Raw genomic sequence first — 25,634 nt, forward strand, 5'->3', positions numbered from 1 at the left:
CGCGGGCCTCTACTCGGTGACTTGTAGATCACTCGGGAAGGTACGCCCTGCGCGTCCCGTCCCAAAGATCGATCCACAAGTACTGAGCATTGCTCCTCATCATGTTGCCCCATGGCGAAACCCCAAGATCCCCGACAGAGTCAAGCTGAAGCACCGACACCAGCGCCAGCTGTCCGGGAGACAGCCCCGGCCTGCCGTCGGAGGGATACAGCCCGACGAACTCCTCGTCCTCGAACAGGACATCGAGCCGGTCCCGGATAAGCATCGCCGGAGTGCTCTTCAGACACGCCGCCCGAGCTGTTCGCACCGTCCTCACCAGAATTCGCTGGAAACTCCCCGGCCGTAACGACACTGCCCCCACACCCCAAAATCCGAGGCCACCCCGCAACTCCTCCAGCGAACCATCCGACGGCCCCACCGTCAGCACCCCGGACAAGATCACCAGCAGAGTCCCGGTATTGAGGCTAGGGCCGGCTGGTTTTGATGCTGTGGATGCGATGGGAGAATATCCCCGAGCACCTTTCGAATCCCCGGAGTCGTTGGGGGTGGGTGAGTGGCCTCCGAGGGGGCCATTGTCTGGGAGAGACCGGGATAGGTGTCGCCGTACTGGCCGTATTCTTGGGCCCGCTGGTTTTGATGCTGCTGTGGATGTGCTGGGGAATGCTGGCTGACCGCAACTCGAAGGCCCGGAATCGACGCGGCGGAGGCGCCAACATGCCCAGCAGCCATCAGGTGAAACCTCGTGGAAATGCCGGTAGGCAGCAGATGCGATACGCCAATACGTCAGCGGGAGCGTCCTCCGCGAGCCACCCAGGAACCGCCGGGTTGCGGTGAGGAAGAAAAGATCGTTGTCCCTCGGCGCAGCGACGCCGCCGGTGGATTAGGTGGCTGAAGCTCGCACGCGGCCTGGGCCACGGATGGTGATGGTCTGAGAGCTCCTTCTGGCTGCGGCGGGTCGGGAAAGCAGGACACTACGGTACCGGCGCCAATCAGCGTATTTCCCCCCACCATAAGCCATTTCTGCTGATCATTAGAGAGGCCATCGACATTGCCGGCGGCGCGCAAGCCGGCGCCGATGACCTGCATCACGGAGCCCGCCAAAACCATTCCATTGAATTCCGACTTTCCATCGAGACCGAATTTCATTTGTTTGGCGGCGAGGTGCACAGCTTCAGATCCCTGCCACCCGACTCCGGCAGCGTACATCGCATTCCCGGATGTCCCAGAGGTCAAGCCGCCTGCCGCTTGCATCAGGTAGGGGACCGCTTTGAAGAAAATTTTCCTGAGAGCCTCGTTTCGCATAGCCCGCCACTGCTTTTGTCTCGCGTTTTGCTCTTCCGTCTCATGTGGCGATGACTGCCCGCGATCCGGCGGCGTCAGATTACCGTCCGGAATACGGAGTCCGGAGTGTTCGTCGACGGGAGTTCCCTCAGGCCGGACCCCTGTCTGCTGAGCCTTTCCGGTGTAGTCCGTAATGATTCCATAGTAGGAACCACCGGACATTTGAGAGTCCATGCTTCCGTTGCGTTTTCTTGACGCGGAGGCTTCGGGCTGGCCTTCATCGCTGTACACCACTGTCAGATCTCCTTGGGTGCGTCGTATAACACTGTGCTGTGGCTCGGCTCTGCGTGAGCTGGAATGGAAGAGGCTCGGTCAAGAGGTTTGGAGTACCGGCGGGACGGACCATGGCCCTTGCGGGAGTAGTGGTCCTTCCGCGACGCACCCAGCAGCCGGGCCATGGGCGGAGACGTCCTGGTGTGTCCTGCTCTAGAACTCGTGGAGCTGGGCGAAGGTCTGCTCGACGACGTAGCGGAGCTTGCCGAGACCGATGATGTCCCGAGATCCCTTGCGGGAGATGATCGGCAGGATCCGGCGCTTTCGCAGCTCCTGGTGGTTGGGAGGTGCTGTCGTAGCCCTTGTCGCCGAGCAGGGCGTCCGGGCACTTGCGGGGGTGACCGACCCGGCCGGCGACCGGTGGGATGCCATCGACCAAGGCGAGGGTCTGGGTGACGTCGTTGACGTTGGCGGCGGTGGTGATCACGTGGAACGGGATGCCGCCGCCGTCGCTGAGCAGGTGGTGCTTGCTGCCGGTCTTGCGGCGGTCGACCGGCGACGGGCCGGTTGCCTCACCCCCTTTTTTTCGCGCGCACATGGGAGGTGTCCACGCACGCGCGCGTCCAGTCGATCAGTCCGGCGGCGTTCAACTCGGCCAGGAGTATGCGGTGCAGGGCCTCGACCCCGGCCTCCTGCCAGCGGTCGAGCCGGCGCCAGCAGGTCTGCCCGGAGCCGAAGCCCAGTTCCAGCGGCAACTGCTGCCAGGTGATGCCGGTGTACAGCACGAACAGGATGCCCTGCAAGCACCGCCGGTCGTCCACCGGGCGAGGGCCCGGCGACCGCTCCGGCCAGGCCGACAGCAGCGGCTCGATCCGGGCCCACAGCTCGCCGTCCACGGTCCACGGTTTGTTGCTCAGGCCATCACGAACGGACGAATCGTCACATCGGTCACGCCCCACCAGCAACGATCAGCAAGATTGTGTTACGAGTTCGTCGGAGCGCGGACAGTGCGGCTCGTCGCTCAGACGGCGAACCTGACGGCTTGGAGCCACTGGGAGTCGTTCATGGTCCCACCCCAGACGTAGTTGACAGGAGGCTGCGCGGTCGGATTGTCACATGTGAGTCCACCCCACTGACCGTTGACCGCCGCGTTCTCGCAGACCGCACCATCGCCGACGTTGATGACCAACCCGAGGATGTACGGGAAACTCGCCTTGGTCGAGCCGATGTACACATCCACGCCGTCGGCCGTCGCGCCACTCCAGGGCGTCTTCCACTGCTCCACGTGGACCCAGGCGTTGGACGAAGTCCCCTTGGTCCCGGCCGTCGCCGTGTTGATCGACTTGATCTTCCGGCGAGTACCCACGCGTCCCGCCGTGGCACCGTCGCACACCGGCTTCTGCCAACCGCCCTTGTCGAGATAGACCCGGTAACAGATGTGCCGCCCCGGACTGCTCGCCGCCAGTTTCATGACGGCCTCGGCCGCGGTCTGCCGGTGCGGCGCATGGGGCACGCTCGGCGGCGTTACGCGTGCAGGCGTCCGGTCGGGCTCTGCTGCCCTCGTCTCCTTCGGTGACGCACTGCGGCTGTGCGCGGTCGACGGCGAAGCACTCGCCGACGGATCGGGGGACGTGCTGGGGGACGTGCTGGGGGACGTGCTGGGGCCGGATGTGGCGTGCGGCCACAGCGACGGCGAAGCGGTCACCGTCGGCTGTGTGGGCGCCGGCACCACCGGGACCCCACTCCTGTCACCTGCCGCGTCAACAGCTTGGTCCTTGGCCTTGCTCCCCGATCCGCTGCCGAGCACGATCAATGGACCGACAACCAACAGCGCCACACCGGCCCCCACTGCAGAGACGACAACACGACGCCGCAGCAGCCCTGGCGCTTCGTACTCGTCGTCCGACTGCCCCATGTCACGCGGCCGCCGGCCTTCCTGATCGGCACCCAAGACGCCAGGAGCACCAGGACGGGACACGGAGGACGGCACCACCTCGGGCGCTTCGGCACCTGCACCGGGCGCCTCCGCACGACCGGACGATGAGACCGGCTTGTCGAGATCCACGGAGCCCAAGGCCTCGGGACCACTCACGGGGTCCTTCCTGCGCTCCTCCACGAGGCTGCTGGAACCATCCGGCAAAACCTCAACAACGGCCACGTACTCCGCTGACAGATCCGAGATGACAGCCGAAACCGGTCTGTTGCGACTACGCGCATACCCATGCAGCGTGTCCAGGATCGCCACGTCGACCGACTCGTTGCCGACCACAGGCACGGGCACCCCGTCCACCTCCGCTGACCCGTTACCTGAAATCACCACCTGTATGTGAGCTGTCGACTCCCGTCCCTCATCCATACCTGCACACGTCCTTTCCCGACCAACCACCGCACCACTGCGGCTCCGCACAACACAGCAACGGCGAGGAGCGACGGACAGTTCAATCGAGAGCCGGCGTTTCTACCTTCTTGCGCCTTACAACCCCTATCTGAAAGGGGCGTTGGGGATGGCCGCGTTCGGAGCGGCACGGACCAAGGACTCCTTCCTGCAGGCACGCTACAAGCGGTTGACCGCCCCCCCGCGGTCCGATCAAGGCGCTGATCGCCGTTGAACACTCGATCATCACCGCGGTCTGGCACATGCTCAACGACCACGTGACCTACCACGAGCTCGGCGGCGGCTACTTCACCCAACGGGATCCCGAACGGGCCGCACGCCGAGCCGTCACGCCTGAACGAACTCGGCTACCGCGTCACCCTCGACCCGATGGACGTCGCTGGACGAACGAGCGTGGCCGAAGCCCGGCGAAGAGACGATTCCGACGCTGCTACCGCCGCCGCCGTCGTAGACGCACGGGCAGCCTACGACGGTGGACGCGCACTTGCTCCGGGCCTCCAGTGGGAAGACGAGTCCTGGACAGCACCGGCCGCCGCGAGAAGGTCCCCTGCGCGGAACGACGTTCGGCGAAACTGGCTTCGGGATCCGGCAGGACATCGGTGGCAGGGCGGGCACATCCGGGCCCGGAGCTGCATGAGGGCGTGAGCCCGGAATGAACTGCTGGGCGCCGGGGCCCGTTACGGGGGCGACGGGCCCGAGACGGGCCCCTCCATCACGCCAGGAGACAGGATGTCCATCCCCCGTCGCACCGAGCCCCCGCGTTCCGTACACCCTCTGACCTCGGTCTTCGCCGATCTCTATCGAACCGATCCGGACCGCTGTCTGTTCGTCTTCACCGATGTGCACGGTGAAGACGCCGCGCGGCGTACCGTCGGCGATCTCGCGCGCGGGGCGGAGGGGATCCGGAAACTTCTGTCCGACGGCGGTGTCAAGCCGGGGGAGCGGGTGGTGCTGGTTCACCTTCCTTCGCTCGACTTCATCGATGCGTTCCTCGGCTGCCTCGCGGCCGGTGTGCTTCCGGTTCCGGTGGCACCGCCAAACCCCTTCGCGCTCGAACAGGATCTCGCGCGCGTGTTCGGGGTCGCCGACGACTGCGGTGCCCGGGCCATCCTCACGCACCAGGACTATCTCGCGGTCCTGGACTCGGCCGGCTCAGGGGAGGTCGTCCTCCGTTCACGTCAGCCCTGGCTTGTGCCGGATCTTGACGAATTCGGCGCGACGCCGTTCCTGGATCTCTGGCACCAGCCGTCCGATCCCGATGAGCCGGCCTACCTGCAGTTCACTTCGGGTACCACCGGCCCGCCGAAATGTGTGACGGTCAGCCATCGAAACATGCACCACGAGGTCGAGGCTCTCGCAACGGACCTGCGCCTCGGTGAGGGCACGGTCGCGGTCACGTGGGTCCCGCACTACCACGACATGGGCCTGGTCTCCGTCCTGCTCAGCACCCTGGCCGGCAACTCCGGACGGACATACCTGATCTCACCGCTGGACTTCCTCCACCGGCCCGCGGTCTGGTTCGACGTCCTGTCCCGGGTGCGCGGCACCCACACCTCCGGCCCGCACTTCGCCCTCGACCTCATGTGCCGCAAGACGACCGAGGAGCAGCGGGCCGGCTGGGACCTGAGCTCGGTACAGGTCTTCAGCGCGGGCGCCGAAATCGTACGGACGGCCGCCGTGGAGGCGTTCTTCGAGACCTTCCGCGGCACGGGGCTGGACAGCGCCTGTTTCCACCCCGGATACGGCCTCGCCGAGCACACCATGAGCCTGGCCATGGGCAGCAGCGGCCCGCTCGCGCTCGACCGTGACCAACTGGCCCGGGGCCGCGTCGTCCCGGCGAAACCGGGCCCGGACCACCACCGGGCCGTCTGTTACGGCGCCGGTTGGACGATCAAGCCTGACACGAGCCTGCGCATCGTCGACCCCGAGAGCCGTTTGCCCTGCGGCCCCGACGAGGTCGGTGAGATCTGGATCGACTCGCCCACCAAGGCGCTCGGTTACTGGGGCCGCGAGCTGGCGACCCGCGAGACCTTCCATGCCGAGATCGGCGACGGTGACCCGCGGCGTTACCTGCGCACAGGCGACGTCGGTTTCCTGCGGAACGACGAGCTGTACGTGACCGGACGGCTACAGGACATGATCGTAACCGACGGGCTCCGCTACCACGCCGAGGACATCGAGGAGGCTGTGCGTGGTTGCCATCCCGGTATCCGTAGGGGCGGAGTCGCAGCGTTCTCGGTGCCGGCCGATCCCGGCGGCCCGGAGCGACGACTGATCATGCTCGTGGAATCCACAGGCGAACCGGCGGACTCGGGACACGCCGAGGAAATCCGGCAGGCGGTACGGACACAGATAGAGACCGAGTTCGGCATCACTCCGGCCGAGGTGGTCGTCGGCCGGAAGCTGGTCCGGAAGACCACCAGCGGCAAAGTCCGGCGGAGCGCTTGCCGTGATGAGTACCTGGCGGCGAACGGTCTCAAGGAGTTCGTGTGACGGCGGCGGTTCCCGTCTCGTCGGCTACGACGAGGATTGTCGACGTGGTGCGCCGGATCCGCGAACCGGTGCACGTCGTCGTCGGTGAGGACGGTGGTGTCGGCGCCCTCACCGGCGATCCGGGCGACAGGCGCGTGCTCGCCACACTGCCGGCACTGTATCCGGAGTGGCTGGGCGACCGGTCGTTCGGCGAGGTGCACGGCACTCGCTTTCCCTATGTCGCCGGCGAGATGGCGCACGGGATATCGACCACCGACATGGTCGTCGCGCTGGGCCGGGCGGGCCTGCTCGGCTTCTTCGGCGCGGGAGGGCTGTCCCTGGACCGGGTGGCCGAGGCCCTGGCGACGCTGCGTAAAGCACTGCCGGGACATGCGAACTGGGGCGTGAACCTCCTCCACGCACCGAGCCGGCCCGCCTGGGAAAGGAGCATGGTCGACCTGCTGCTGCGGTCCGAGGTGCGTGCGGTCTCTGTCTCCGCGTTCATGGAGCTGACCCCGTCCGTGCTGCAACTCGCGGTGAGCGGTTTACGCAGTGACGCCGAGGGCCGGATCGTGCGCCAGGTCCGGTTGTTCCCCAAGGTGTCGCGTCCCGAGGTGGCCGAACGTTTCCTCGCCCCTCCGCCGTGGTCGATGCTGGAGGCGCTGTGCACCGCCGGCCGCATCACGTACGCCGAAGCCGATCTCGCGGCGCGGATCCCGGTCGCCGAGGACCTCACCGTGGAGGCCGACAGCGGCGGGCACACCGACAACCGCCCACTGCTCTCCGTGCTGCCCCGGATCCAGGAGCTGGCAGCCGGCATCGCCGCGCGCCACGGTCATACTCCCGCCCGTATCGGTGTCGCCGGTGGTCTTGGTACGCCGGTGGCGGTGGCAGCGGCGTTCGCCGCGGGAGCCGCGTACGTGGTCACCGGCTCGGTCAACCAGACCTGCGTCGAGGCGGGGATCTCGGCCGGCGCCAAGAAGATGCTCGCCGAGGCGGATCTCGCCGACGTGATGATGGCCGCGTCCGGTGACATGTTCGAACTGGGTGTCAAGGTCCAGGTACTCCGCCGCGGGACACTGTTCGGTTCGCGCGCCAACCGCCTTCACCAGCTCTACACCGAGTTCGACTCGCTGGAGTCGATTCCCGCACCGGAGCGGCGCAAGCTCGAACAAACGGTGTTCCGCGCTCCGTTCGAGGAGATCTGGGAGGAGACCCGCGGTTACTGGGAGAGCCGTGACCCGGCCCAGCTCGCCAGGGCCGAGTCCGACCCCAAGCACCGGATGGCCCTGCTGTTCAGGTGGTACCTGGGCAAGGCCTCCTGGTGGCCCATCCAGGGTGAGCGGGACCGCGGCGACGACTACCAGCTGTGGTGCGGCCCAGCCGCCGGCGCGTTCAACTCATGGGTGCGCGGCAGCTTTCTCGCAGACCCCGCCGACCGGGAGGTCGTCCAGGTCGCCCGCAACCTGCTCGAAGGCGCAGCCGTGGTCACCCGAGCGCATCAGCTGCGTACGTACGGCGTGCCCGTGCCGGCCGACGCCTTCGCGTTCGCTCCTCGCCGTCTCGCCTAAGGACCGTCATGCCCAGACCCCCCTTCACCCCGATCGCAATCGTCGGTGCGAGCGCACTACTGCCCGGACCCGCCGGCATCGACGGTTTCTGGCGCACCGTCTTCTTCGGCACCGACCAGGTGTCGGACGTTCCGCCCACGCACTGGCTGGTAGAGGACTACTACGAGCCCGATCCCGCGGCGGAGGACAAGTGCTACGCCTACCGCGGTGGGTTCCTCTCCCCGGTGATGTTCGATCCGCTGCGCTTCGGTGTGCCGCCCGCCGCCCTGCCCACGATCGACACCGCCCAGCTCCTGACCATGGCCGCCGCCGAGCGGTTGCTCTCCGCGCTGGCCTCCTCCGGAGCCCCCACCGACCGCTCTCGGACCAGCGTGATCCTCGGCATCTCGGGTCTGGAGATGCTCGCCACCATGGGAGCCCGCATGCAGCGGCCGGTCTGGCTGAAGGCGTTGCGGGAGAGTGGCGTTCCCGAGTCGCTGGCACAGTCCGTCTGTGACCGGATCGCCGCCCACTACCCGGCATGGCAGGAGTCGAGCCTGCCCGGCATGCTCACCAACGTCGTCGCGGGGCGGCTGGCGAACCGTTTCGACCTGCACGGCACCAACTACACCACGGACGCCGCCTGCGCGAGCTCGCTCGCGGCGCTGTCCAGCGCGGCCAACCAACTCGCCCTCCAGCAGGCGGACCTGGTCGTCACCGGTGGCATCGACACCTTCAACGACCCGCTGATGTACACCAGTTTCAGCAAGACCCCCGCGCTGTCGCCCACCGGCGACTGCCGACCGTTCTCGTCGGACGCGGACGGCATGGTGCTCGGCGAGGGCGTGGTTCTGCTCGCCCTGCGTCGGCTGACCGACGCCGAACGCGACGGGAACCGGATCCTCGCGGTGATCCACGGCATCGGAGCGGCCTCGGACGGTTCCGGCGGCGCCATCTACGCTCCGCAGTCGAGCGGGCAGGCCCGTGCCCTACGGACGGCGTACGAGGCGGCCGGCTACGGCCCCGACAGCGTCGAGCTGATCGAGGCGCACGGTACCGGGACCGCGGCCGGTGACGCCGCCGAGACCTCGGCGCTCCGTGAGGTGTTCGGCGCCTCCGGCCGCGACGACGACGGCTGGTGCGCGCTCGGCTCGGTGAAGTCCCAGATAGGACACACCAAGGCGGCCGCGGGCGCGGCCAGCCTGCTGAAGGCTGCGCTCGCGGTCCACCACGGGATCCTCCCGCCCACGATCAAGGTCGACCGACCCAATCCCAAGCTGGGCCTCGACGGCAGTCCCTTCTACCTGAACACCCGCTCACGGCCGTGGATCAGAGACGGCGGCCGTCCCCGCCGAGCCGGTGTGTCGAGCTTCGGATTCGGCGGCACCAATTTCCACGTCACGCTTTCCGAGCACGTGCCCGAGGACGACACCGACCGGGACCGGCCGCGGCTGCGTACCTCCGGGAGCGAGCTGGTACTGCTGTCCGCCGAGTCTCCCGGGGAACTCCGCGATCAGGTCGTCCGGCTGGCAGACGGCCGGATCCCCCTGGCCGTCATGGCCCGCTGGAGTCAGGAGACGTTCGAGGCGACCGCGCCGGCCAGGCTCGGCGTCGTGGCCACCGGCGAGTCCGACCTGGCCACGAAACTGCGTTCCCTGACGGACCGCATCGCCTCCGATCCGGAAACCTCGTTCACTGTTCCAGGCGGCCTCTACGGCGCCCACCCGGCCGACCCCGGGCCGGTCGCTTTCCTCTTCTCGGGCCAGGGAAGCCAGTACGTCGGCATGGGCGCCGAACTCGCCATGTCACTTCCGGAAGCACTGGCCAGCTGGGACTCCGTGGCAGCCATGCCCTGTTCCACGGCTGACGGCGAACGGCTGCACCGGGTGGTGTTCCCGCCGCCCGCGTTCACCGCCGAGGAGCGGACCGCTCAGCGCGACCGGCTCATCCGCACCGAGTGGGCACAGCCCGCCCTCGCCGCACAGAGCCTCGCCGTACTCGAACTCCTGCGGCTGCTCGGCGTACGGCCGGACGCGGTGGCCGGACACAGTTTCGGGGAACTCGTGGCCCTGCACGCGGCCGGCAGCTACGACCGCGAGACCTTGCTTCGTCTGGCCAGACGCCGCGGCGAGCTGATGCGGGACGCCGCCCGCGAACCCGGCGCGATGACCGCCGTGTTCGGTACGCCCGACGAGGTGCGGGCACTGGTGGCGGCCGTCGGCTCGGATACGTTGTGGCTGGCCAACCACAACACGCCTCGGCAGGTCGTCGTGGCGGGTACGACGGACGCGGTCAAGCGGCTCGAACAGCGTGCCGAAGCGAGCGGACACACCGTGCGGCGGCTCGACACGGCCACCGCGTTCCACAGCCCGGTCGTCGCCGCGGCCGCGGAGCCGTTCCGGCAGGCTCTCGACGCCGAGCACGTCGAAGCTCCCCGTATCCCGACCTTCCGCAACACGACCGCGCGGCCCTATGCCGACAACGCCGAGGCGGTGCGCGCCGGGCTCGCCGAGCAGCTCACCGCACCGGTGCGGTTCGTCGAGCAGATCGAGGCGATGTACGCCGCCGGGATCCGGACCTTCGTCGAGGTCGGCGCGAACGCGACGCTCACCGGATTCACCAGCCAGATCCTCGAAGGCCGTGAACACCTCGCGGTGAGCCTGGACCGCGAACGGGCGGCAGGACTCACCGCCGTCCAGGAAGCACTGGCACGTCTCGCGGTCGGTGGTCTCGACATGGAGTTCGCCGAGTTGTGGCACCCGTACACCGCAGGTATGGAGGAGAACCCCGATATGAATGGCGACACGTCGGGCAGCAGCCGGACGGCGGTCGAACTACTGGGCACCAATTACCAGAAGTCCTACCCGCCTCCCGACGGGAGCGCTGCGCTGCCGCCGCCGAACCCCGACCCCGAGCCCGCCCGGTCCGCCACACCCACCGGTACGGCGACCACAGCCCCGATACCCGCCCCAGAGCAGAGTGGAGCGCCGACCCAGCCGGCGGGCTGGCTGGCGACACTGGCCGAGACACAACGTCTTGCCAGTGCCGCGCACGCCACGTACCAGCAGGTCATGGCCGATTCACATCTCGCCTTTCTCCGTATGTCGGAGGCCGCGCTGACACGACTCGGCGGTGACCTGGGCATCACTACTCAGGTCGCTCTGGCCCGCATTTATGAGCCACAGGCAGTGACTACGTCCCCGGCCGTACCCGCCTCTGCCCCTGAACCGTCGCGGGCGGTGCCGATACCCGGGCTCTCCGTGCCCACTTCCACTCCAGGACCGGTCACGGTGCCTACCACTCCCGGATCTTCTCCCCAGATCGAGCCCGAGACGCTGCCGTTCGAGGAGACGACACCGACCATGCACGTCACGGTGGACGCGGTGATGAGCGCCGTGTCTCAGAAGACCGGCTATCCGATCGACGTTCTGACCCCTGACATGGACCTTGTGACGGATCTCGGTGTCGATTCGATCAAGCGGGTGGAGATTCTCGCAGCCATCCGTGATCGGGTCACCGTTCCCGACGTCGACCCGGCCGTCCTTGGTGCCGCCCGGACTGTTCGGGATGTCGCCGAGGTTCTCGCCACTGCCGGGCCCCACAGTGAAGTCGGATCGGTGCCGGACGGGGAGAGGCAGGACCCGGTAAGTGGCGTCACGGTGGATGCGGTGATGTCTGCCGTGTCCGAGAAGACCGGCTATCCGATCGACGTCCTGACCCCTGACATGGACCTTGTGACGGATCTCGGTGTCGATTCGATCAAGCGGGTGGAGATTCTCGCCGCCATCCGTGATCGGGTCACCGTTCCCGACGTCGACGCGGCCGTTCTTGGTGCCGCCCGGACGGTTCGGGATGTCGCCGAGGTTCTCGGCAGCAAGGGGGCCAGTGCCCCGGAGCCCGTGCCGTCCGCTCCTCCCCTCCGGTTCACCGCACGCCAAGTGGCGGCGCCGGCCTGTGGGTTCGCGACGCCTGCGCTGACCGCTGGGCCGGTCGCGGTGGTCGGCGGACCGGCGGAGCTCGCTGACGCGCTGGCCGCGAGGCTCGGTGCCGGTGGCGTCGAGGCGTACGCCGCGAGCGAGGTTCCCGAGAACTGCGATGGCCTGATCTGTCTCGGTGGTTTCGAGCAGACATCAAGGAGCGCCGACGGGGCCAACCGGGAGGCGTTCGCGGCGGTCAAGGCGTTCGCGATGGCGCGTCACGACGGGCCGACCGTCCTCGTAGTGGTCCAGAGCGGGACGTGGGCCTCCGGGCTGACCGCGCTGGCCAGGACGGCAGCGCGGGAGTGGCCGCAGACCACGGTACGGAGCATCGACTGCGACCTCGCCGGTCTCGGCCCCGAGCAAGCCGCCGAGCTCATCGCCTCCGAACTGCTCACCGGCGGCTCGGATCCCGAGGTCACACTGTCCGCCGAGGGCCGTACCGTCCGCGTTTTCGCCGAACTGACCGGGCCCACGGGCACGGGCCGGGTCGGACCGCACTCGGTCCTCGTCGTCAGCGGGGGAGCACGGGGGATCACCGCGGCCTCGGTACGCGCGCTGGTCGAGACGCACACGCCCAAGGCCGTGCTGCTGCTCGGTCGGACGCCACTCACCGAAGAACCCCTCCACCTCAGCGGCGCCGCCGACGAGGCCGCTGTCCAGCGGGCCGTCATCGACCGTCTCCGGTCGACCGCGGAGGAACTCGACCCCCGTCGGATCAGGACCGAGACGGCGTCCGCCCTGGCCCAGCGTGAAGTCCGCGACACCCTGCGGGCATTGGAAGCGGGCGGCAGCGCCGTCCGCTATACCTCGGTCGACATCACGGACGCCGACGCCGTACGCGCGGCGGTTGCCGGGTTCCGGGAGGAGTGGGGACCGGTGACCGCAGTCGTCCACGGCGCGGGAGTGCTGGCGGACGCGGTGATCCGGGACAAGACGAGCGAGCAGTTCGACCGGGTGTACAGCACCAAAGTCGACGGTCTGCGGTCGCTGCTCGCCGCGGTGGAGGACGAACCGCTCGACCTGCTCTGCGTGTTCTCCTCCGTGGCCGCGGAGTTCGGCAACGCCGGACAGAGCGACTACGCCATGGCCAACGAGGTCGTCCCCCGGATCGCCGCCGCCGAGGGGCTCCGACGGCCGGACTGCCTGGTCCGCACGATCGCCTGGGGCCCCTGGTCGGCAGGCATGGTGGACGAGTCGCTCGCCGCCCACTTCCGGGCCGGCGGTGTCGAGCTGATCGAGACGGCCGCCGGCGCGGCGGCCTTCGTCGACGAACTGCACGAGTCGGACGACGGAGCGGCGGCCGTGATCCGGTCGGCTTCCCGCCCGCCGATCCGCCGTGGTGTGTCCGGTGAACTCAGCCTCTCCAAGCGCAGCCACCCGTTCCTGGCCGACCACGAGATCGCCGGGCTGCCCGTGGTCCCCGTGGCCTTGGTGCTGGAATGGCTCACCGGGGCCGCGCGGGCGACGTTCCCCGGTGAGCGGGCCGAGGTCGGGGATCTGGATGTGCTCAGCAAGATCGGTCTTGAGGACTTCGCGACGGCGAGCAGGCGGCTGTGGCTGGACACCCGGGCGAACGGCGGGACATTCACCGTCCAGCTGACCGGACCGGGCGGGCGGCCCCACTACCGCGCCGCACTCGCTCCCTCCGGCGACCCGGTCGCATCGCGGGCGTGGCGCAGGCCGGTAGGCCTCAGCGAGCCGGACCGGGTGATCTACGACGGACATCTCCTCTTCCACGGTCCGGCGTTCCGTGCTCTGACGGCGGTGGACGCCATCGGCCAGGCCGGTGCGGTCGGCACCCTGTGCGGAGTCACCGAACTCGGCTGGCCGGAAGAACCCTGGCACACCGATCCGGCGGCGGTGGACGGCTGCATGCAGTTGGCGGCCGCCTGGGCCGCGCAGGTGCTCGACGTGCGGGCGACGCTTCCCATGGGAGTCGGGGCCTTCCGTGTCTTCGTTCCGGGCCCGCTGCGTGGCCCGGCGATCGCCGTGGTGCGCGCGGGCCGGGCCGCCGGCAATGAGGCGTACTGCTCGGTCCAGGCGAGTGATCCGGACGGACACCCGCTGTTCGAGCTGACCGACGTCCGGCTGCTGACTCGTCCGGACGCGCCGCGTACCGAGACCCTCGCGAACGACTGACGGGTGGGGAACCGGTGCGGACCATCAACCCGGCCAGGCGGCGACTGCCCGCCGTGACGACGCAGGCGAACGCGGAAGCCCCGCCGTGCGACGAGCAGTGGGTGGCCCCCGGCCCCACCCCCGAAGAACAGTCCTGGAAGGTACGGAAGCGCTGATGTTCGAGCCCATCGCGATCGTCGGGCGTGGTTGTGTGCTGCCCGATGCCCTCTCCCCGGAACAACTGTGGCAGAACATCGCCGGGGGCCGTGTCAGCATCGCCCCCGTCCCCGCCGGACGGTGGCGGCTGCCCGACGAGGCACTCCCCGGTCTGGTCGGGCGCGCGCCAGCCCCCGCGCGCAACGCGGTCGGCGGATACGTGAGCGGCTTCGACGAGGTCTTCGACCCCGGCGGCCTCCGCGTGGACGAGGCCGAGATCGGCACACTCGACCCCGTGTTCCACTGGGTACTGCACAGCGTGCGGACGGCGCTGCGGGAAGCCGGTGCGGAGAACGGTGGTGAGCGGACCGGGCTCGTGATGGGCAATCTGTCGTTGCCGACCGACGGCATGGTCGCCTACGCCGAACACACCTGGTTCGCCTCCCAACCGCGACGGATCCGAGATGCCGTACGCCGCGCCGATCCCACACACCGCGATCCCACCGCCGCCAACCGGTTCTCCTCCGCGATGCCGGCCCACCTCACCGCCACCGCGCTCGGACTCCGCGCGGGCGCCTTCGCACTCGACGCGGCCTGCGCCTCATCGTTGTTCGCGGTCAAACTGGCTTGCGACCGGCTGCACGAGCGTACGGCCGACCTGATGGTCGCCGGGGCCGTCAACAGGGTTGACGACCTCATCGGGCACATCTCCTTCACCGCCCTCGGGGCGCTGAGCCCCACGGGGCGCAGCCGTCCCTTCCACCGGGACGCCGACGGCCTGGTGCCCGCGGAGGGCGCCGCGTTCGTGGCGCTGGCCCGGCTGTCCGACGCGCTCGCCGCCGGTCTGCGGGTGTTCGGGGTGATCCGAGGCGTCGGGCTGTCCAACGACGGCCGTGGCACAGGCCTTCTGGTTCCCTCGGCGGAGGGGCAGGTCCGGGCGTTTCGGCAGGCCTACATGGAGGCAGGCCTCGATCCGGCCACGGTGTCGCTGCTCGAGTGTCACGCCACTGGCACACCGCTGGGCGACGCGGTCGAGGTGGGGGCGGCGGCCACGGTGTTCGGCGGCGCCCGTGACCTGCCGGTCGGCTCCGCCAAGTCCAACTTCGGGCACCTGGTCACCGCCGCCGGCGGGGCGGGCATCCTGAAGGTGCTCGGTGCGTTCGAGGCCGGGATCCGGCCGCCGACGCTGTCGGCGCAGGAACCGATCGACGCGCTGCGTGACACGCCCATGCGGGTGCTGGGGGAAGCCGAACCGTGGGACGGTCCGCGGCGGGCCGGGATCAGCGCGTTCGGCTTCGGCGGCAACAACGCGCACCTCGTCCTCGACAGCGGACCCGCCGACAGTACGGCGGCACTCGTGCCTCCGGGCGCGCCGCCCTCCGGCGAGGACATCGCGATCGTGGCGATCGGTGCCCGGGCGGGCAACTGCGACGGCTACGCCGACTTCCGCGATCGTCTTCTGGGCGGTACCGCCCGACCGGAGCCCCGCGGTACCTACGACGTCGGCATCGACGGGCTCCGTACCCCCCCTGCCGACCTGCGGCAGGCGCTCGGCCAGCAGGTCGCCGTGCTGGAGGCGGCGCGCGAGGCCGCAGAAGGCCTCGACCTGCCCCGAGAGCGGACGATGGTGCTCGTCGGTATGGGGTGCGACGTCGAGGTGGCACGACAACCGAGCCGCGTGCGGACCGCGTCCTGGCTCTCCGCGATCGGCGCCGCACATGCCACGCCCCAGGTCCAGGAGGCGTTCGGCGGCCCCCTGGACGCCGCGCAGGTGGTCGGTACGATGCCCAACATCGTCGCCAACCGGATCAGCTCGCAGCTCGATCTGGGCGGTCCCGGATTCACCGTCTCCGCCGAGCAGGCCTCCGGAATCGTCGCGCTGGAACTCGGGGTCCGGGCGCTGCGCGCGGGCACGGCCGACGCGGTGCTCGTCGGCGCCGTCGACCTGTCCCGTGAGCCGGTCCATCAGCAGGCCGCGCGGCAGATGGGGATCGCCGCGGAACCCGGCGACGCCGCCGTCGTCCTCGTACTCAAGCGAGCCGAGGACGCCCGTCGCACCGGTGACCCGATCGTCGCGCTGGTCGGCACCGTCCCGGAGGCGGACGCGGAACTCCTCGTAGGAGACGACACGGCACCGGCCGGCCCGGGCGTCCGGTTCGATCCGGTGAACGCGTTCGGTGCGCCGCACGCCGCGGTCGGGCTGCTCGCTGTCGCATGTGCCGCGGTCGCGCTGCGTCACGGCGCCGTACCACGTGCGGGCCGGCCGGCCGACCCCCTGCTGTGTGCACGGCCGCGGGCCACGGTCAGTACACGGACCCTGGGGGCCGCCCCGACGCGGGTTGCCCTGCGCGCGGACACCGTACGGCCATGGAGCGCCGAACCACCGGCGCGCCTGCACGTCTACTCCGGCACCGACGCCCGGACAGCGCTTGCCGCCGCCCGGGAGGGACGGGAAGCCGACACCGGCCCGGCCCGGCTCGTGGTATGGGCCACCGATCCCGGTCAGCGCGTGGCGCGGATCGAGGCCGCCCGGCGCTGGCTGTCGGGCGCCGGAGTACGGCCGGAGGGCGTCGCCTTCCGCGAGCGTCCGATCGACGGCGAGATCGCTTTCGTCTACACCAACGGTTCCGCGTGTTACCCGCACATGGGCAGGGACATGCTGCTCGCGTGGCCCGACGCGCTGCGCCGGGTGGAAGCGCGCAGCGGCCCGCTGCGGAAGTCAGTCGGTTGGGTGTACGACGACACTCCCGCGCGGCACGCACTCCAGCAGACCAACGCGGCAGCGCTGCTCGCCCAGGTGCACACCCGGCTCACCCGGGACATCCTCGGCCTCGAACCCACCGCCGCGCTCGGTTACTCCTCAGGTGAGATCAGCGCGCTGATCAGCCTGGGAGCCTGGGACGACGTCGCCGCTCTGATGACGGACGCCGAGACATCCGAACTCTTCACCAAGGAGGTGGCAGGCGAACTCGAGCTGGTGCGCCGGTCCTGGCGTAAGCACGGTGTGGCGTCGGGCACCTGGGCGGCGTTCCAGGTGAGCGTGGACGCCGACACCGTTCGAGCGGTGCTGGATCGGGAACCGACCGTCCGTCTGATGGCGGTCAACGCACCCGGGCTGTGCGTGCTCGGCGGGGAGAGTACCGCCTGCCGGCGCGTGCTCGACCGGCTCGGCGAACCGACCGCGCTGCCGCTCGACTACGAGATCACCGTGCACATTCCGGAGGTCGTGGAGGTCAAGGACCGGTGGCGGCGGCTGTACGACCGTCGGACGAGCGCACTGCCGGCGATTCGCTTCTACTCGTGCGCCACCGCGACGCCGTACACCGTGTCGCGAGACGCCGTGGCCGACGCCATCACCGCGCAGGCCGTCGGCACGATCGACTTCGCGGCAACGGTCGAGCGGGCCTGGCACGACGGAGTCCGGATCTTCGTCGAACACGGCCCGCAGGGACTGTGCACGGGATGGACCCGCAGGATCCTGGGCGATCGGGAGCACGTGGCGGTCGCTCTGGACTCGGCCGACGGGCGCGGGTTGCGCGGCACGATGCAGACGGTCGCCGAGCTCGTCGCGGCCGGGGTCACGGTCGATCACCGCCGTCTGTACGAACACCTCGACACCGCGAGCACGAAACCGCGGCCCGCAGTCAGGACCCTGAGTGTCCGCGCACACCCTGAGCCGGTCCGGCTGCCCGATCTGTGGGCCCTGCCCGAGCCGATGCCACCCGCCCCCCATCTGCCTCCCGTGGCGCCCGTGATACGGCGCCCTCACACACCCGCTCCGCACACGGCCACACGTGCCACCGCACTCACCGAAGCCCCGGCGTCGCCGTTCCAGCTGCTCATGAGCACCCACCGCGGACTCCTTCAGCACCATTCCGAGGCGCACAAGGCCTACCTGCAGGTCATGGCGCACGCTCAACGGCTACTGATGTCCGGCCCGTCGGCCGCATCCATGCCGACAGCCTCCTCGTCCAGCCCCGTTGTGTTCGACCGCGCCCAACTGGAGACACACGCCGCCGGCCGCATCTCAGACGTGTTCGGCCCGATGTTTCTCCCGCAGGACGGCTACCGGCGGCAGGTCCGGATGCCGCGACCGCCCCTCCTGCTCGTCGATCGGGTCACCGCACTCGACGCGGAGCCCGGCCGGTTCGGCAAGGGAGTGATCCGCACCGAGACCGACGTGACCGAGCACAGCTGGTTCCTCGATCCCGTGGGGCGGATGCCCGCCGGTTTCGCGGTCGAGGCGGGCCAGGCCGACCTGATGCTGATCAGCTGGATGGGCGCGGACCTCCGGCACCGCGGCGAGCGGGTGTACCGGTTGCTGGGCTGCGACATCACCTACCACGGCAGCCCACCGGTACCCGGTGAGACACTCTCCTTCGACATCGTCATCGACGACCACCGGGAACACGGCGACATCCATCTGTTCTTCTTCCACTTCGACTGCCGGGTCGACGGTGAACTGAGGCTCACCGTCCGCAACGCGCAGGCCGGGTTCTTCGGCGACGAGCAACTTGCCGGAACCGGCGGCATCCTGTGGGACCCGTCCGACGACGTCCCGGCCCCCTCGCCCGTCCCACCCGCACCGCCCCGCAGCCGGCATGCCTTTCCGCCGGACCTGGTCACCGCCTTCGCCCAGGGACGCCTGGACGACTGCTTCGGCCCGGAATGGCAAGCGACCAGGGCCCATGCGCGTACGCCGCGGATCACCGACGGACGCCTACGTTTCCTCCACGAGGTAACTGAGTTCAAGCCCGACGGCGGCCCGTGGGGCCGCGGCTATCTGCGCGCCAGGCTCCCGGTGTCCCCTGAGGACTGGTTCTTCGACGCGCACTTCAAGGACGACCCCTGCATGCCGGGCATGCTGATGTTCGAGGGCTGTCTGCAGGCGATGTCGTTCTACATGGCCGCGCTCGGGCACACCCTGGACGCGGACGGCTGGCGGTTCGAGCCGGTCACCGACACGCCCATGCGCATGCGCTGCCGCGGGCAGGTCACCCCACGCTCCAGGGAGATCGTCTACGAACTGTTCGTCGCGGAGGTCGCCACCGATCCCGTACCGACGCTGATCGCCGACGTCCTGATCACCGTTGACGGAAAACGGGCCTTCCACGGTCGGCGGGTCGGCCTCCGACTGATCCCGCCAGGCTGACACGACGCACCCGAACCACACCGCGGCAAGGAAGCCCCCATGACCACCGAGGACCTGATCCGCAAGGCCGTCCAGGCCTACGTCCGCCTGCTCTCCACACTCCAGGCCGCAATGGAGGACGTGGCCTCCTCGGAAGAAGGCGTGTCCGCTGCCGCGTGGGATGCGCACGACGCGATGCGGGCCGCCGGCCTTCTCGGCGTCGAAGCGGATCAGATGATGGCTCTCGTCCGGAAACACTGCCCGGAGTTCAAGCTGGAACTGTGAGCGCACGTCCACGGCGCCCGACGCGTTCGGGACCCGTCGCTGAGCTGATCCCGGGGCGGCGGTGGTGCACTGACGGTCGTCGATCCAGGACACTGACGTCCAGCAGCCTCTCGGCTTTTTCTACATCGTCAGCAAGGACACCGAGGGCGACGAACTCGGCGGTTTCTAGTCGCTGAGCCCCGTCCGGGTCTGCCCGCATGAGGCAGACCCGGACGGGTTCGGACAGTACCGGGCTTCGGTCCGGTACTGACACTCCATGACGGGGCGTCATACGCCCAGCCAGAAAGCCTCGGAGCGTTAGATGCACGCACGGTCCATGACGCAAGCCACAGCACCTGCTCGGCCCGTCTCCGGCAAAGCCATCCGGGCCGGTACACACCGGTCTCGCACCGCTGAGGAGACTTGGGAGTGGATCCGTCCACTCCTTCCTTCGTTCGGCATCACCCGGGTCGCGGAGGTCACGTGGCTCGATGAGATCGGCATACCTGTTTTCCAGGCGATACGCCCGAATGCCCGTACCCTGTCCGTCTCTCAGGGAAAGGGCATCAGCCGTGTGCTCGCGCGGGTCTCCGCCGTCATGGAGGGGATCGAGCTATGGCACGCAGAGCACCCGACGCTGCCGGTGAAAACCTGCACCGTCGGGGACATGGAACAGAAACTGAGTTACCCCCTCGAGGCGTTGACCACGGCCCCCCGCCACGCGCTGGGCCCCGACAGCCGCCTCGACTGGTACCCCGCGAGTACGGTCGATGGGCGACACCCGTCCTACCTCCCCGCGTCGCTGCTGCACCTAGACCACTGTGTCAACGGTCGATGGACATCCGTCTCCTTCCGGGCCACCAGTAACGGTCTCGCGAGTGGTAACACGCTGGATGAGGCTGTGTTGCACGGCCTATACGAGGTCATCGAAAGAGACGCGTCCACCCGCGCCAGACGACACCCCACAGGGCTGCCGGTCAGTCTGTCTTCGGTGGATGATCCCTCCGCCCGTCTGCTGCTTGACCGTCTGGAGGCAGCGGGCGTGCAGGTCACCGTGCGTTTCCTGCCCAACCCCTTCGGGGTTCCCACGTTCGATGCCATCATCTGGAGTCCTTTGATCCCTCTGCGCTTCGCCGGCGCGGGCACTCACTTGGACACCTCTGTGGCGCTGTGTCGAGCCCTGAGCGAGGCAGCCCAGTCCCGAGCAACCGCCATAGCGGGGGCGCGTGACGACATCGGACAGACCGCTTACCGGGAAGCCCGCTTCTTCTCGGTGAACCGCTCTCCCGGCATCTCGACCCACGAGCCCTCCACCGGAGAGGCTCTGGACTTTCCCTCCATCCCCTCGGCCCCCCTCGACGACCTCCAGCAGGAGGTGATCCACGTGGCTCGCCGGGTCGCGTCCGTGACCGGCTTCGAGCCGCTCCACGTCGATCACACGAGTGCGGAGTTCGGTGTTCCGGTCGCCCATGTGGTCTGTCCCGGTGCGCAGTTCGATACCAGCCATTGAGCCAGATGCCCTGGCGCGCGGGATGGCCCGCCGTTCCCGCTGCCCCGTACAAAGTCTGAGAGGTGAGCGTCCCGTGCCCCGGGCGTACTGTTTCGTCGGCCCCAGTCTTCCCGATGCGGCCGAGTTGGCCGCCGGATCTGGAATCACCGTGCTGCCACCCGTCGCCGCCGGGGACCTCCTCCGTCTCGACGTAGAAGCCGGGGACATCGTGGGGATCGTCGACGGCTACTTCCACCAGACAGGAGCCGTACGGCACAAGGAGATCATGTATCTCCTCAGCCGTGGGGTGCGGGTCCTGGGCGCCGCGAGCATGGGAGCGTTGCGGGCCGCGGAATTGGACCGCTTCGGCATGGAAGGCATAGGTGATATCTATGCCGACTACCGTGATGGTCATTTGGAGGCCGACGACGAGGTCACGCTGCTTCACAGCCCTCCGGAGGAGGGCTACCGGGCACACTCGGAACCGCTCGTGTGTATGAGGGCCACCTTCGCCGAAGCGGTACAGCACGGGGTGTGCAAGGCGCAGATGGCTGACCGACTTCTCGACGTGCTCTCGCAACGTCCCTTCGGGCTTCGTTCCTACAGCGCTCTTCCCGAAGCAGGTGCCGAAGCCGGCCTTGACGCTGCGGCTGTCCAGGAGCTGCGGCGGTACTGCACCGCCCACCGCTCGGATCCCAAACGCGCAGACGCCCTTCTCCTGCTGCAACGCCTGCGCATAGCAGCCGTAGATGCCGGGTCTTCGTCCGAACATCCCCCGGTGCACCGCACTTCTTTCCTGTACACCTGGCAGCTTGTCGCGCGTAAGGCAGACGCGGGGCAGGACATCTCACGGAGCGGTGGTCTCGGCCTCCTGCGAGCGTGCCAGCTCTTCGCGGACGACTATCCGGTGTACCACCGGAACATGGTCCTGAGTACCCTGGCCCGCCAGTGCGCGCGTGAGTGCCAAGAGAACGAATCCCAGGGGACGGACGCCGAACGAGCCCTGCGGCACGGAGAGCACCGTGGCCTGTACCGGCTCCCTGCAGATCGTGAACGGCTCGGCTTCCTGGACCAGTGGCTGACGCCCGCGGAGGCACGTCTGCCGTTGCCCGAGCAGCTCACCGCCTTCCTGGTCAGATCGTGCAGCACGACGCTGCTGCTGCCCTGGGAGGAGATGGCGCTGGACCTGCTGACGGAGCGGTCCATGCTCACGTCGGCCCAACAGTTCGTGAGTCTCGCGTGGGAGGTCAACGACCGCGTGCTGGCTGACCGTCCCGATCTGAGCCTCGACACCCTCGTGCCGACAAAGATACGGGACCTGCTCGCGGAACGCTGGAAGCTGTCGTCCACCGACCTCGGAGTCGCCGCACTGGACCGCGGCTTCACCTCCATCGACCACGCCATAACCGCCGCGCGGCCTTTCTATCTGTTCGCTCGGTACAACCAAGGGACCGCCCGGCTCCGGCTGGCCTCCCCACAACGGCTGACCCAATGAGCCTTTCCCAACCTGGCTGATAACGGTGTGAGTTGGTGTGGGGAACGCGTGCGGGTAGAGGTGAAGCTCCTGGTGGATGGGTTGTCGACCAAGATCAACCTGTCCGCCCGGAGCTTCATGTGCTTGTCTACCCATCGGGGATCGATCTGTCCAACTCGGCCCTTCGCACCCTGTCCCGCCTGCTGACTGCCCGGCGCCGTGAGCTCGGTACCCGATGGCGTCGGCTCCCGGTGGACCGGCAAGCCCTGCTGGTTCTGGCCCACCTGCGGTGCGGACACACCTACGCCCAGCTCGCCGCCGGCTTCGGCGTCGGAACCAGCACGGTGGCCCGGTATGTGGCCGAGGCCGTCGAGATCTTGGCCGCTCTCGCGCCCGGCCTCGCCACGGCCGTGCGGGCTGCAGCGCGCAAGGCGTTCGTGATCCTCGACGGGACGCTGCTGCCGATCGACCGCATCGCCGCCGACCGCCCGTACTGTTGAGTCGGCACGGAGCGCGGTGCCGGTGTTGCCACCGGTCCGTTTCTCCGTGTCGCTCGCCGAACCCGGCGTGCGGCTCTCACCGCACCGGGCTCTCCACGGTTTCTGCCGTTGAGGCGTGGTTGAGTGTCCAGGGGCTGGGGATCGTGTTGCCTCGGTAGCGGTAGCGGGTGACCGCGATCGAGACCATGGGGAACAGTTCGGTCCCGTCCGCCGAGAGCTTGTGCCACCGGCCGTTGCGGTCGGTGAAGCATCGGCGGACGTCCTTCCACCTCCAGCGGTGCAGCACCATCCACCAGCTGGTCACCCGTCGCCATACGAACTGGTCCAGGGCTTTCAGCGTGGTCTTGCATACCGCGTGCTTGAAGTAGTTGACCCAGCCGCGCAGAATCGAGTTGATCCTCTTCAGCACGGTCCCCGGGTCCTGCTGCGACGTTCTGTTCGTCAAGGCACGGATCTTGTCCTTCAGCTGCCGGATGGGCCTCTTGGCGATGAAGGTGTAGACGTACCACTTGTTCGATCCTCGCTTGCGGCGCCACTGGATGTGGAACCCCAGGAAGTCGAACCCGTCCGGCATGTGCACGATCTGGGTCTTGGCCGGTGACAGCCTCAGCCCGAGAGGGTGCAGTACGTCGGCGATGTCCTCGCGCAGACGGGCAACGTCGTCGCGGCTGCCGTCGACCAGGACGACGAAGTCGTCCGCGTAGCGGACGATGCGCCAGTTCGGGCGGCCGTGGTGACGGTGGTGTGCCCGCCTGCCTCTGGTGGACATCCTCCCGCCCGGCTCCCACGGCTCCATCACGTGCTCGTCGAGCGCGGACAGGGCAATGTTCGCCAGCAGCGGGGAGAGGATGCCGCCCTGCGGGGTGCCGGTGAAGGTGTGCTCGCGGCCGCCGCCCTCCGTGAGGACGCCGGCCTTGAGAAACGCCTTGACCAGCCGCAGCACGCGCTTGTCCTTGACTCTCGCGCGCACCCGGTCCATCAGGGCCGTGTGGTCGATGGAGTCGAAGCACGCCTCGATGTCCGCATCCAGCACCCAGCGGTAGCCGTTGGTGCCGTAGCGGTGGATCTCGGCGATCGCGTCGTGTGCGCGCCGGATGGGCCGGAAGCCGTAGGAGACCGGCAGGAAGTCGGCCTCGAATATCGGCTCGAGCACCAGCTTGAGGGCTGCCTGGACCACCCGGTCGGAGACGGTCGGGATGCCGAGCTTGCGCACCGTCCCGCTTCCGCCGGGCTTGGGGATCTTGCGTTCGCGCACCGGCAGCGGGCGGAATTCACCCGTCTTGAGTACGCGTTGCAGGTCCTCCAGGTAGCCCGGGAGGCCGAGTTCCCGCTCGACGTTGACGACGGTGAGGCCGTCGACGCCCGGGGTACGGGCTCCCTGGTTACCCGCGACCCGTTCGAACGCCACGAGCAGCGTCGCCGGGTCGCATACGAGGTTGAACAGATCGTCGAACCTACGGCCATGGTCAGCCGCCGCCCAACGGTGAAGTTTGGCCTGCATCCCCGATACCCGCTGGTGAGACCCCAACGGGGCCTCCGGGGCACTGCTGTTCAGCAGTGCGTCTTTCGGCATTGCAGCCTCCTTCCCTTCTCGAAACCGCTGCCGCCCTTCCCCATGCGTCGGGCTCTCCCCGGCTCGGAGTACTACGGCGGCTCCGCCCTGTCCCGGCCCGATCGGCCGACGATGGACCCAGCCCTTTTGACCGTGCTGGAAGCGCGGCGGGAGGGCGGGACCGGGACGGTTCCCGTGTTCACTCGCTGTTCGATCGTCGGAGTAGGAGCCCGGCTATGCCCCCGCGGCCTCGCCACGGCTACCCCGCAGCACTTCACCGTGACCTCCCCGCGCGACCGAAATAGACCGTCCGGAAAGTTCCCCGCCAGCCGAATATCCAGCAGGGACGCACCGCATCCAGCCCTCATCCACCAGGTTCGAGCTGGCGTGCCTTAAGGAGGCGTAGACGCCGGTTCCTCGCGTACTCCTCTCCGTCTCGCTCGCCGAACCCGCACCATCTGGCAGTACTGGCACGTCCCGGCTTTGTCGGGGCTGCTTCCCGCCCTCCCCGGCACCTCCCGGTTCAGGCTGCCCCCAGCTTCAACCGCCCTGCTGCGACAGGGCGATGGTGATGGCCTTTCACCTCCACTCGAACAGCAAGCGCCTCACGGCGCACACTCGGGCAAGCACAAGAAACACGGGATGAACGTGAAGGTGATCGCGGACCTTTCCGGCCGCCTGCTGTGGGCCTTGGCCGCCCTGCCGGGTGCGATCCACGACAGGCGCGCCGCCCGCACCCACGGCATCATCGACGCCCTGGCCCGGGCGGGCATCCCCTGCTGGGCCGACAGTGATTATGGGTGATGCGTCACCGACAGATCTGTCCCTTGGGCTGACTGAACCTCTTTCATCCTGAATAGTCGCAGGTCAAGAGTGTGTGGATGGCTTGGATGATGGTGCCGACGCGCCGGGTTGAACATCGGGCTCGCCGTAACAGTCGCCAGGACTTCAGCTGTGCGAATGCGCGCTCGCCGGGAGCCCGCAGCCGGGCGTGGTCAC

Annotated in this window: 13 protein-coding genes and 3 pseudogenes; 9 read left to right on the top strand and 7 right to left on the bottom strand. The window is 68.7% G+C overall.

The annotated features are described in order from the left end of the window. Positions 1–28: 28 nt before the first annotated feature. From ACFZDK_RS54020 to ACFZDK_RS54040, 5 genes are all read right to left on the bottom strand, one after another. Entirely contained in the window at positions 29–436 is a 408-nt protein-coding gene (locus tag ACFZDK_RS54020; protein ID WP_390986364.1) for a hypothetical protein, read from the bottom strand. Positions 437–783: 347 nt separating this feature from the next. Beyond that, the gene (locus tag ACFZDK_RS54025; RefSeq protein WP_390986367.1) at positions 784–1,575 is read right to left on the bottom strand and encodes a hypothetical protein; all 792 of its coding nucleotides are present in this window, start codon (positions 1,573–1,575) and stop codon (positions 784–786) included. Further along, positions 1,559–2,152 (bottom strand): transposase, encoded by a 594-nt coding sequence (locus ACFZDK_RS54030; protein WP_390986370.1) that lies wholly within the window; start codon positions 2,150–2,152, stop codon positions 1,559–1,561. The genes ACFZDK_RS54025 and ACFZDK_RS54030 overlap by 17 nt, the downstream gene beginning before the upstream one ends. After that, positions 2,127–2,450, bottom strand: a complete 324-nt coding sequence (locus ACFZDK_RS54035; protein WP_390986372.1) for a transposase — start codon at positions 2,448–2,450, stop codon at positions 2,127–2,129. The genes ACFZDK_RS54030 and ACFZDK_RS54035 overlap by 26 nt, the downstream gene beginning before the upstream one ends. Before the next feature lie 125 nt (positions 2,451–2,575). Continuing rightward, the gene (locus ACFZDK_RS54040; protein ID WP_390986374.1) at positions 2,576–3,823 is read right to left on the bottom strand and encodes a hypothetical protein; all 1,248 of its coding nucleotides are present in this window, start codon (positions 3,821–3,823) and stop codon (positions 2,576–2,578) included. 855 nt (positions 3,824–4,678) lie between these two features. Here ACFZDK_RS54040 and ACFZDK_RS54045 point away from each other — a divergent pair. The 8 genes and pseudogenes from ACFZDK_RS54045 to ACFZDK_RS54080 form a co-directional block, all read left to right on the top strand. After that, on the top strand, positions 4,679–6,442 hold the full coding sequence (locus tag ACFZDK_RS54045; protein WP_390986377.1) for an AMP-binding protein: 1,764 nt from the start codon (positions 4,679–4,681) through the stop codon (positions 6,440–6,442). Next, positions 6,439–7,992 carry a PfaD family polyunsaturated fatty acid/polyketide biosynthesis protein gene (locus ACFZDK_RS54050; RefSeq protein ID WP_390986380.1) on the top strand — a complete coding sequence of 518 codons (1,554 nt, stop codon included), beginning with the start codon at positions 6,439–6,441 and terminating at the stop codon, positions 7,990–7,992. Before ACFZDK_RS54045 ends, ACFZDK_RS54050 begins: the two co-directional genes overlap by 4 nt. 8 nt (positions 7,993–8,000) lie before the next feature. After that, complete coding sequence (locus ACFZDK_RS54055; protein WP_390986382.1) at positions 8,001–14,090, top strand: SDR family NAD(P)-dependent oxidoreductase; 6,090 nt, start codon at positions 8,001–8,003, stop codon at positions 14,088–14,090. Positions 14,091–14,244: 154 nt separating this feature from the next. Then, positions 14,245–19,377 carry a beta-ketoacyl synthase N-terminal-like domain-containing protein gene (locus ACFZDK_RS54060; RefSeq protein ID WP_390986385.1) on the top strand — a complete coding sequence of 1,711 codons (5,133 nt, stop codon included), beginning with the start codon at positions 14,245–14,247 and terminating at the stop codon, positions 19,375–19,377. A 39-nt stretch (positions 19,378–19,416) separates the two neighbouring features. Then, positions 19,417–19,641 (top strand): hypothetical protein, encoded by a 225-nt coding sequence (locus ACFZDK_RS54065; protein ID WP_390986387.1) that lies wholly within the window; start codon positions 19,417–19,419, stop codon positions 19,639–19,641. Positions 19,642–19,957: 316 nt separating this feature from the next. Then, positions 19,958–21,130 (top strand): YcaO-like family protein, encoded by a 1,173-nt coding sequence (locus tag ACFZDK_RS54070; RefSeq protein WP_390986390.1) that lies wholly within the window; start codon positions 19,958–19,960, stop codon positions 21,128–21,130. Between the two features lie 73 nt (positions 21,131–21,203). Further along, on the top strand, positions 21,204–22,604 hold the full coding sequence (locus ACFZDK_RS54075; protein WP_390986392.1) for a TfuA-like protein: 1,401 nt from the start codon (positions 21,204–21,206) through the stop codon (positions 22,602–22,604). Positions 22,605–22,723: 119 nt separating this feature from the next. Next, a pseudogene (locus tag ACFZDK_RS54080) lies at positions 22,724–23,077 on the top strand (transposase family protein); the annotation flags it as partial. 82 nt (positions 23,078–23,159) lie between these two features. Here the strand turns inward: ACFZDK_RS54080 and ltrA are convergent. Further along, a complete protein-coding gene (ltrA, locus tag ACFZDK_RS54085) occupies positions 23,160–24,656 on the bottom strand; it encodes a group II intron reverse transcriptase/maturase (protein ID WP_390986394.1) in 1,497 nt (498 codons plus the stop codon). 549 nt (positions 24,657–25,205) lie between these two features. Here ltrA and ACFZDK_RS54090 point away from each other — a divergent pair. Beyond that, positions 25,206–25,433, top strand: a pseudogene (locus ACFZDK_RS54090) (transposase family protein); the annotation flags it as partial. Between the two features lie 49 nt (positions 25,434–25,482). Here the strand turns inward: ACFZDK_RS54090 and ACFZDK_RS54095 are convergent. Further along, positions 25,483–25,634, bottom strand: a pseudogene (locus tag ACFZDK_RS54095) (IS5/IS1182 family transposase); the annotation flags it as partial.

This window comes from Streptomyces sp. NPDC007901 (assembly GCF_042959465.1).
Lineage (GTDB): Bacteria > Actinomycetota > Actinomycetes > Streptomycetales > Streptomycetaceae > Streptomyces.

Bases quoted from the DNA above. Each gene is read 5' to 3' on its own strand.
- ACFZDK_RS54030 (WP_390986370.1), bottom strand. From the start codon at position 2,152: ATGTGCGCGCGAAAAAAAGGGGGTGAGGCAACCGGCCCGTCGCCGGTC.
- ACFZDK_RS54045 (WP_390986377.1), top strand. From the start codon at position 4,679: ATGTCCATCCCCCGTCGCACCGAGCCCCCGCGTTCCGTACACCCTCTG.
- ACFZDK_RS54055 (WP_390986382.1), top strand. From the start codon at position 8,001: ATGCCCAGACCCCCCTTCACCCCGATCGCAATCGTCGGTGCGAGCGCA.
- ACFZDK_RS54060 (WP_390986385.1), top strand. From the start codon at position 14,245: ATGTTCGAGCCCATCGCGATCGTCGGGCGTGGTTGTGTGCTGCCCGAT.
- ACFZDK_RS54065 (WP_390986387.1), top strand. From the start codon at position 19,417: ATGACCACCGAGGACCTGATCCGCAAGGCCGTCCAGGCCTACGTCCGC.
- ACFZDK_RS54070 (WP_390986390.1), top strand. From the start codon at position 19,958: ATGACGCAAGCCACAGCACCTGCTCGGCCCGTCTCCGGCAAAGCCATC.
- ltrA (WP_390986394.1), bottom strand. From the start codon at position 24,656: ATGCCGAAAGACGCACTGCTGAACAGCAGTGCCCCGGAGGCCCCGTTG.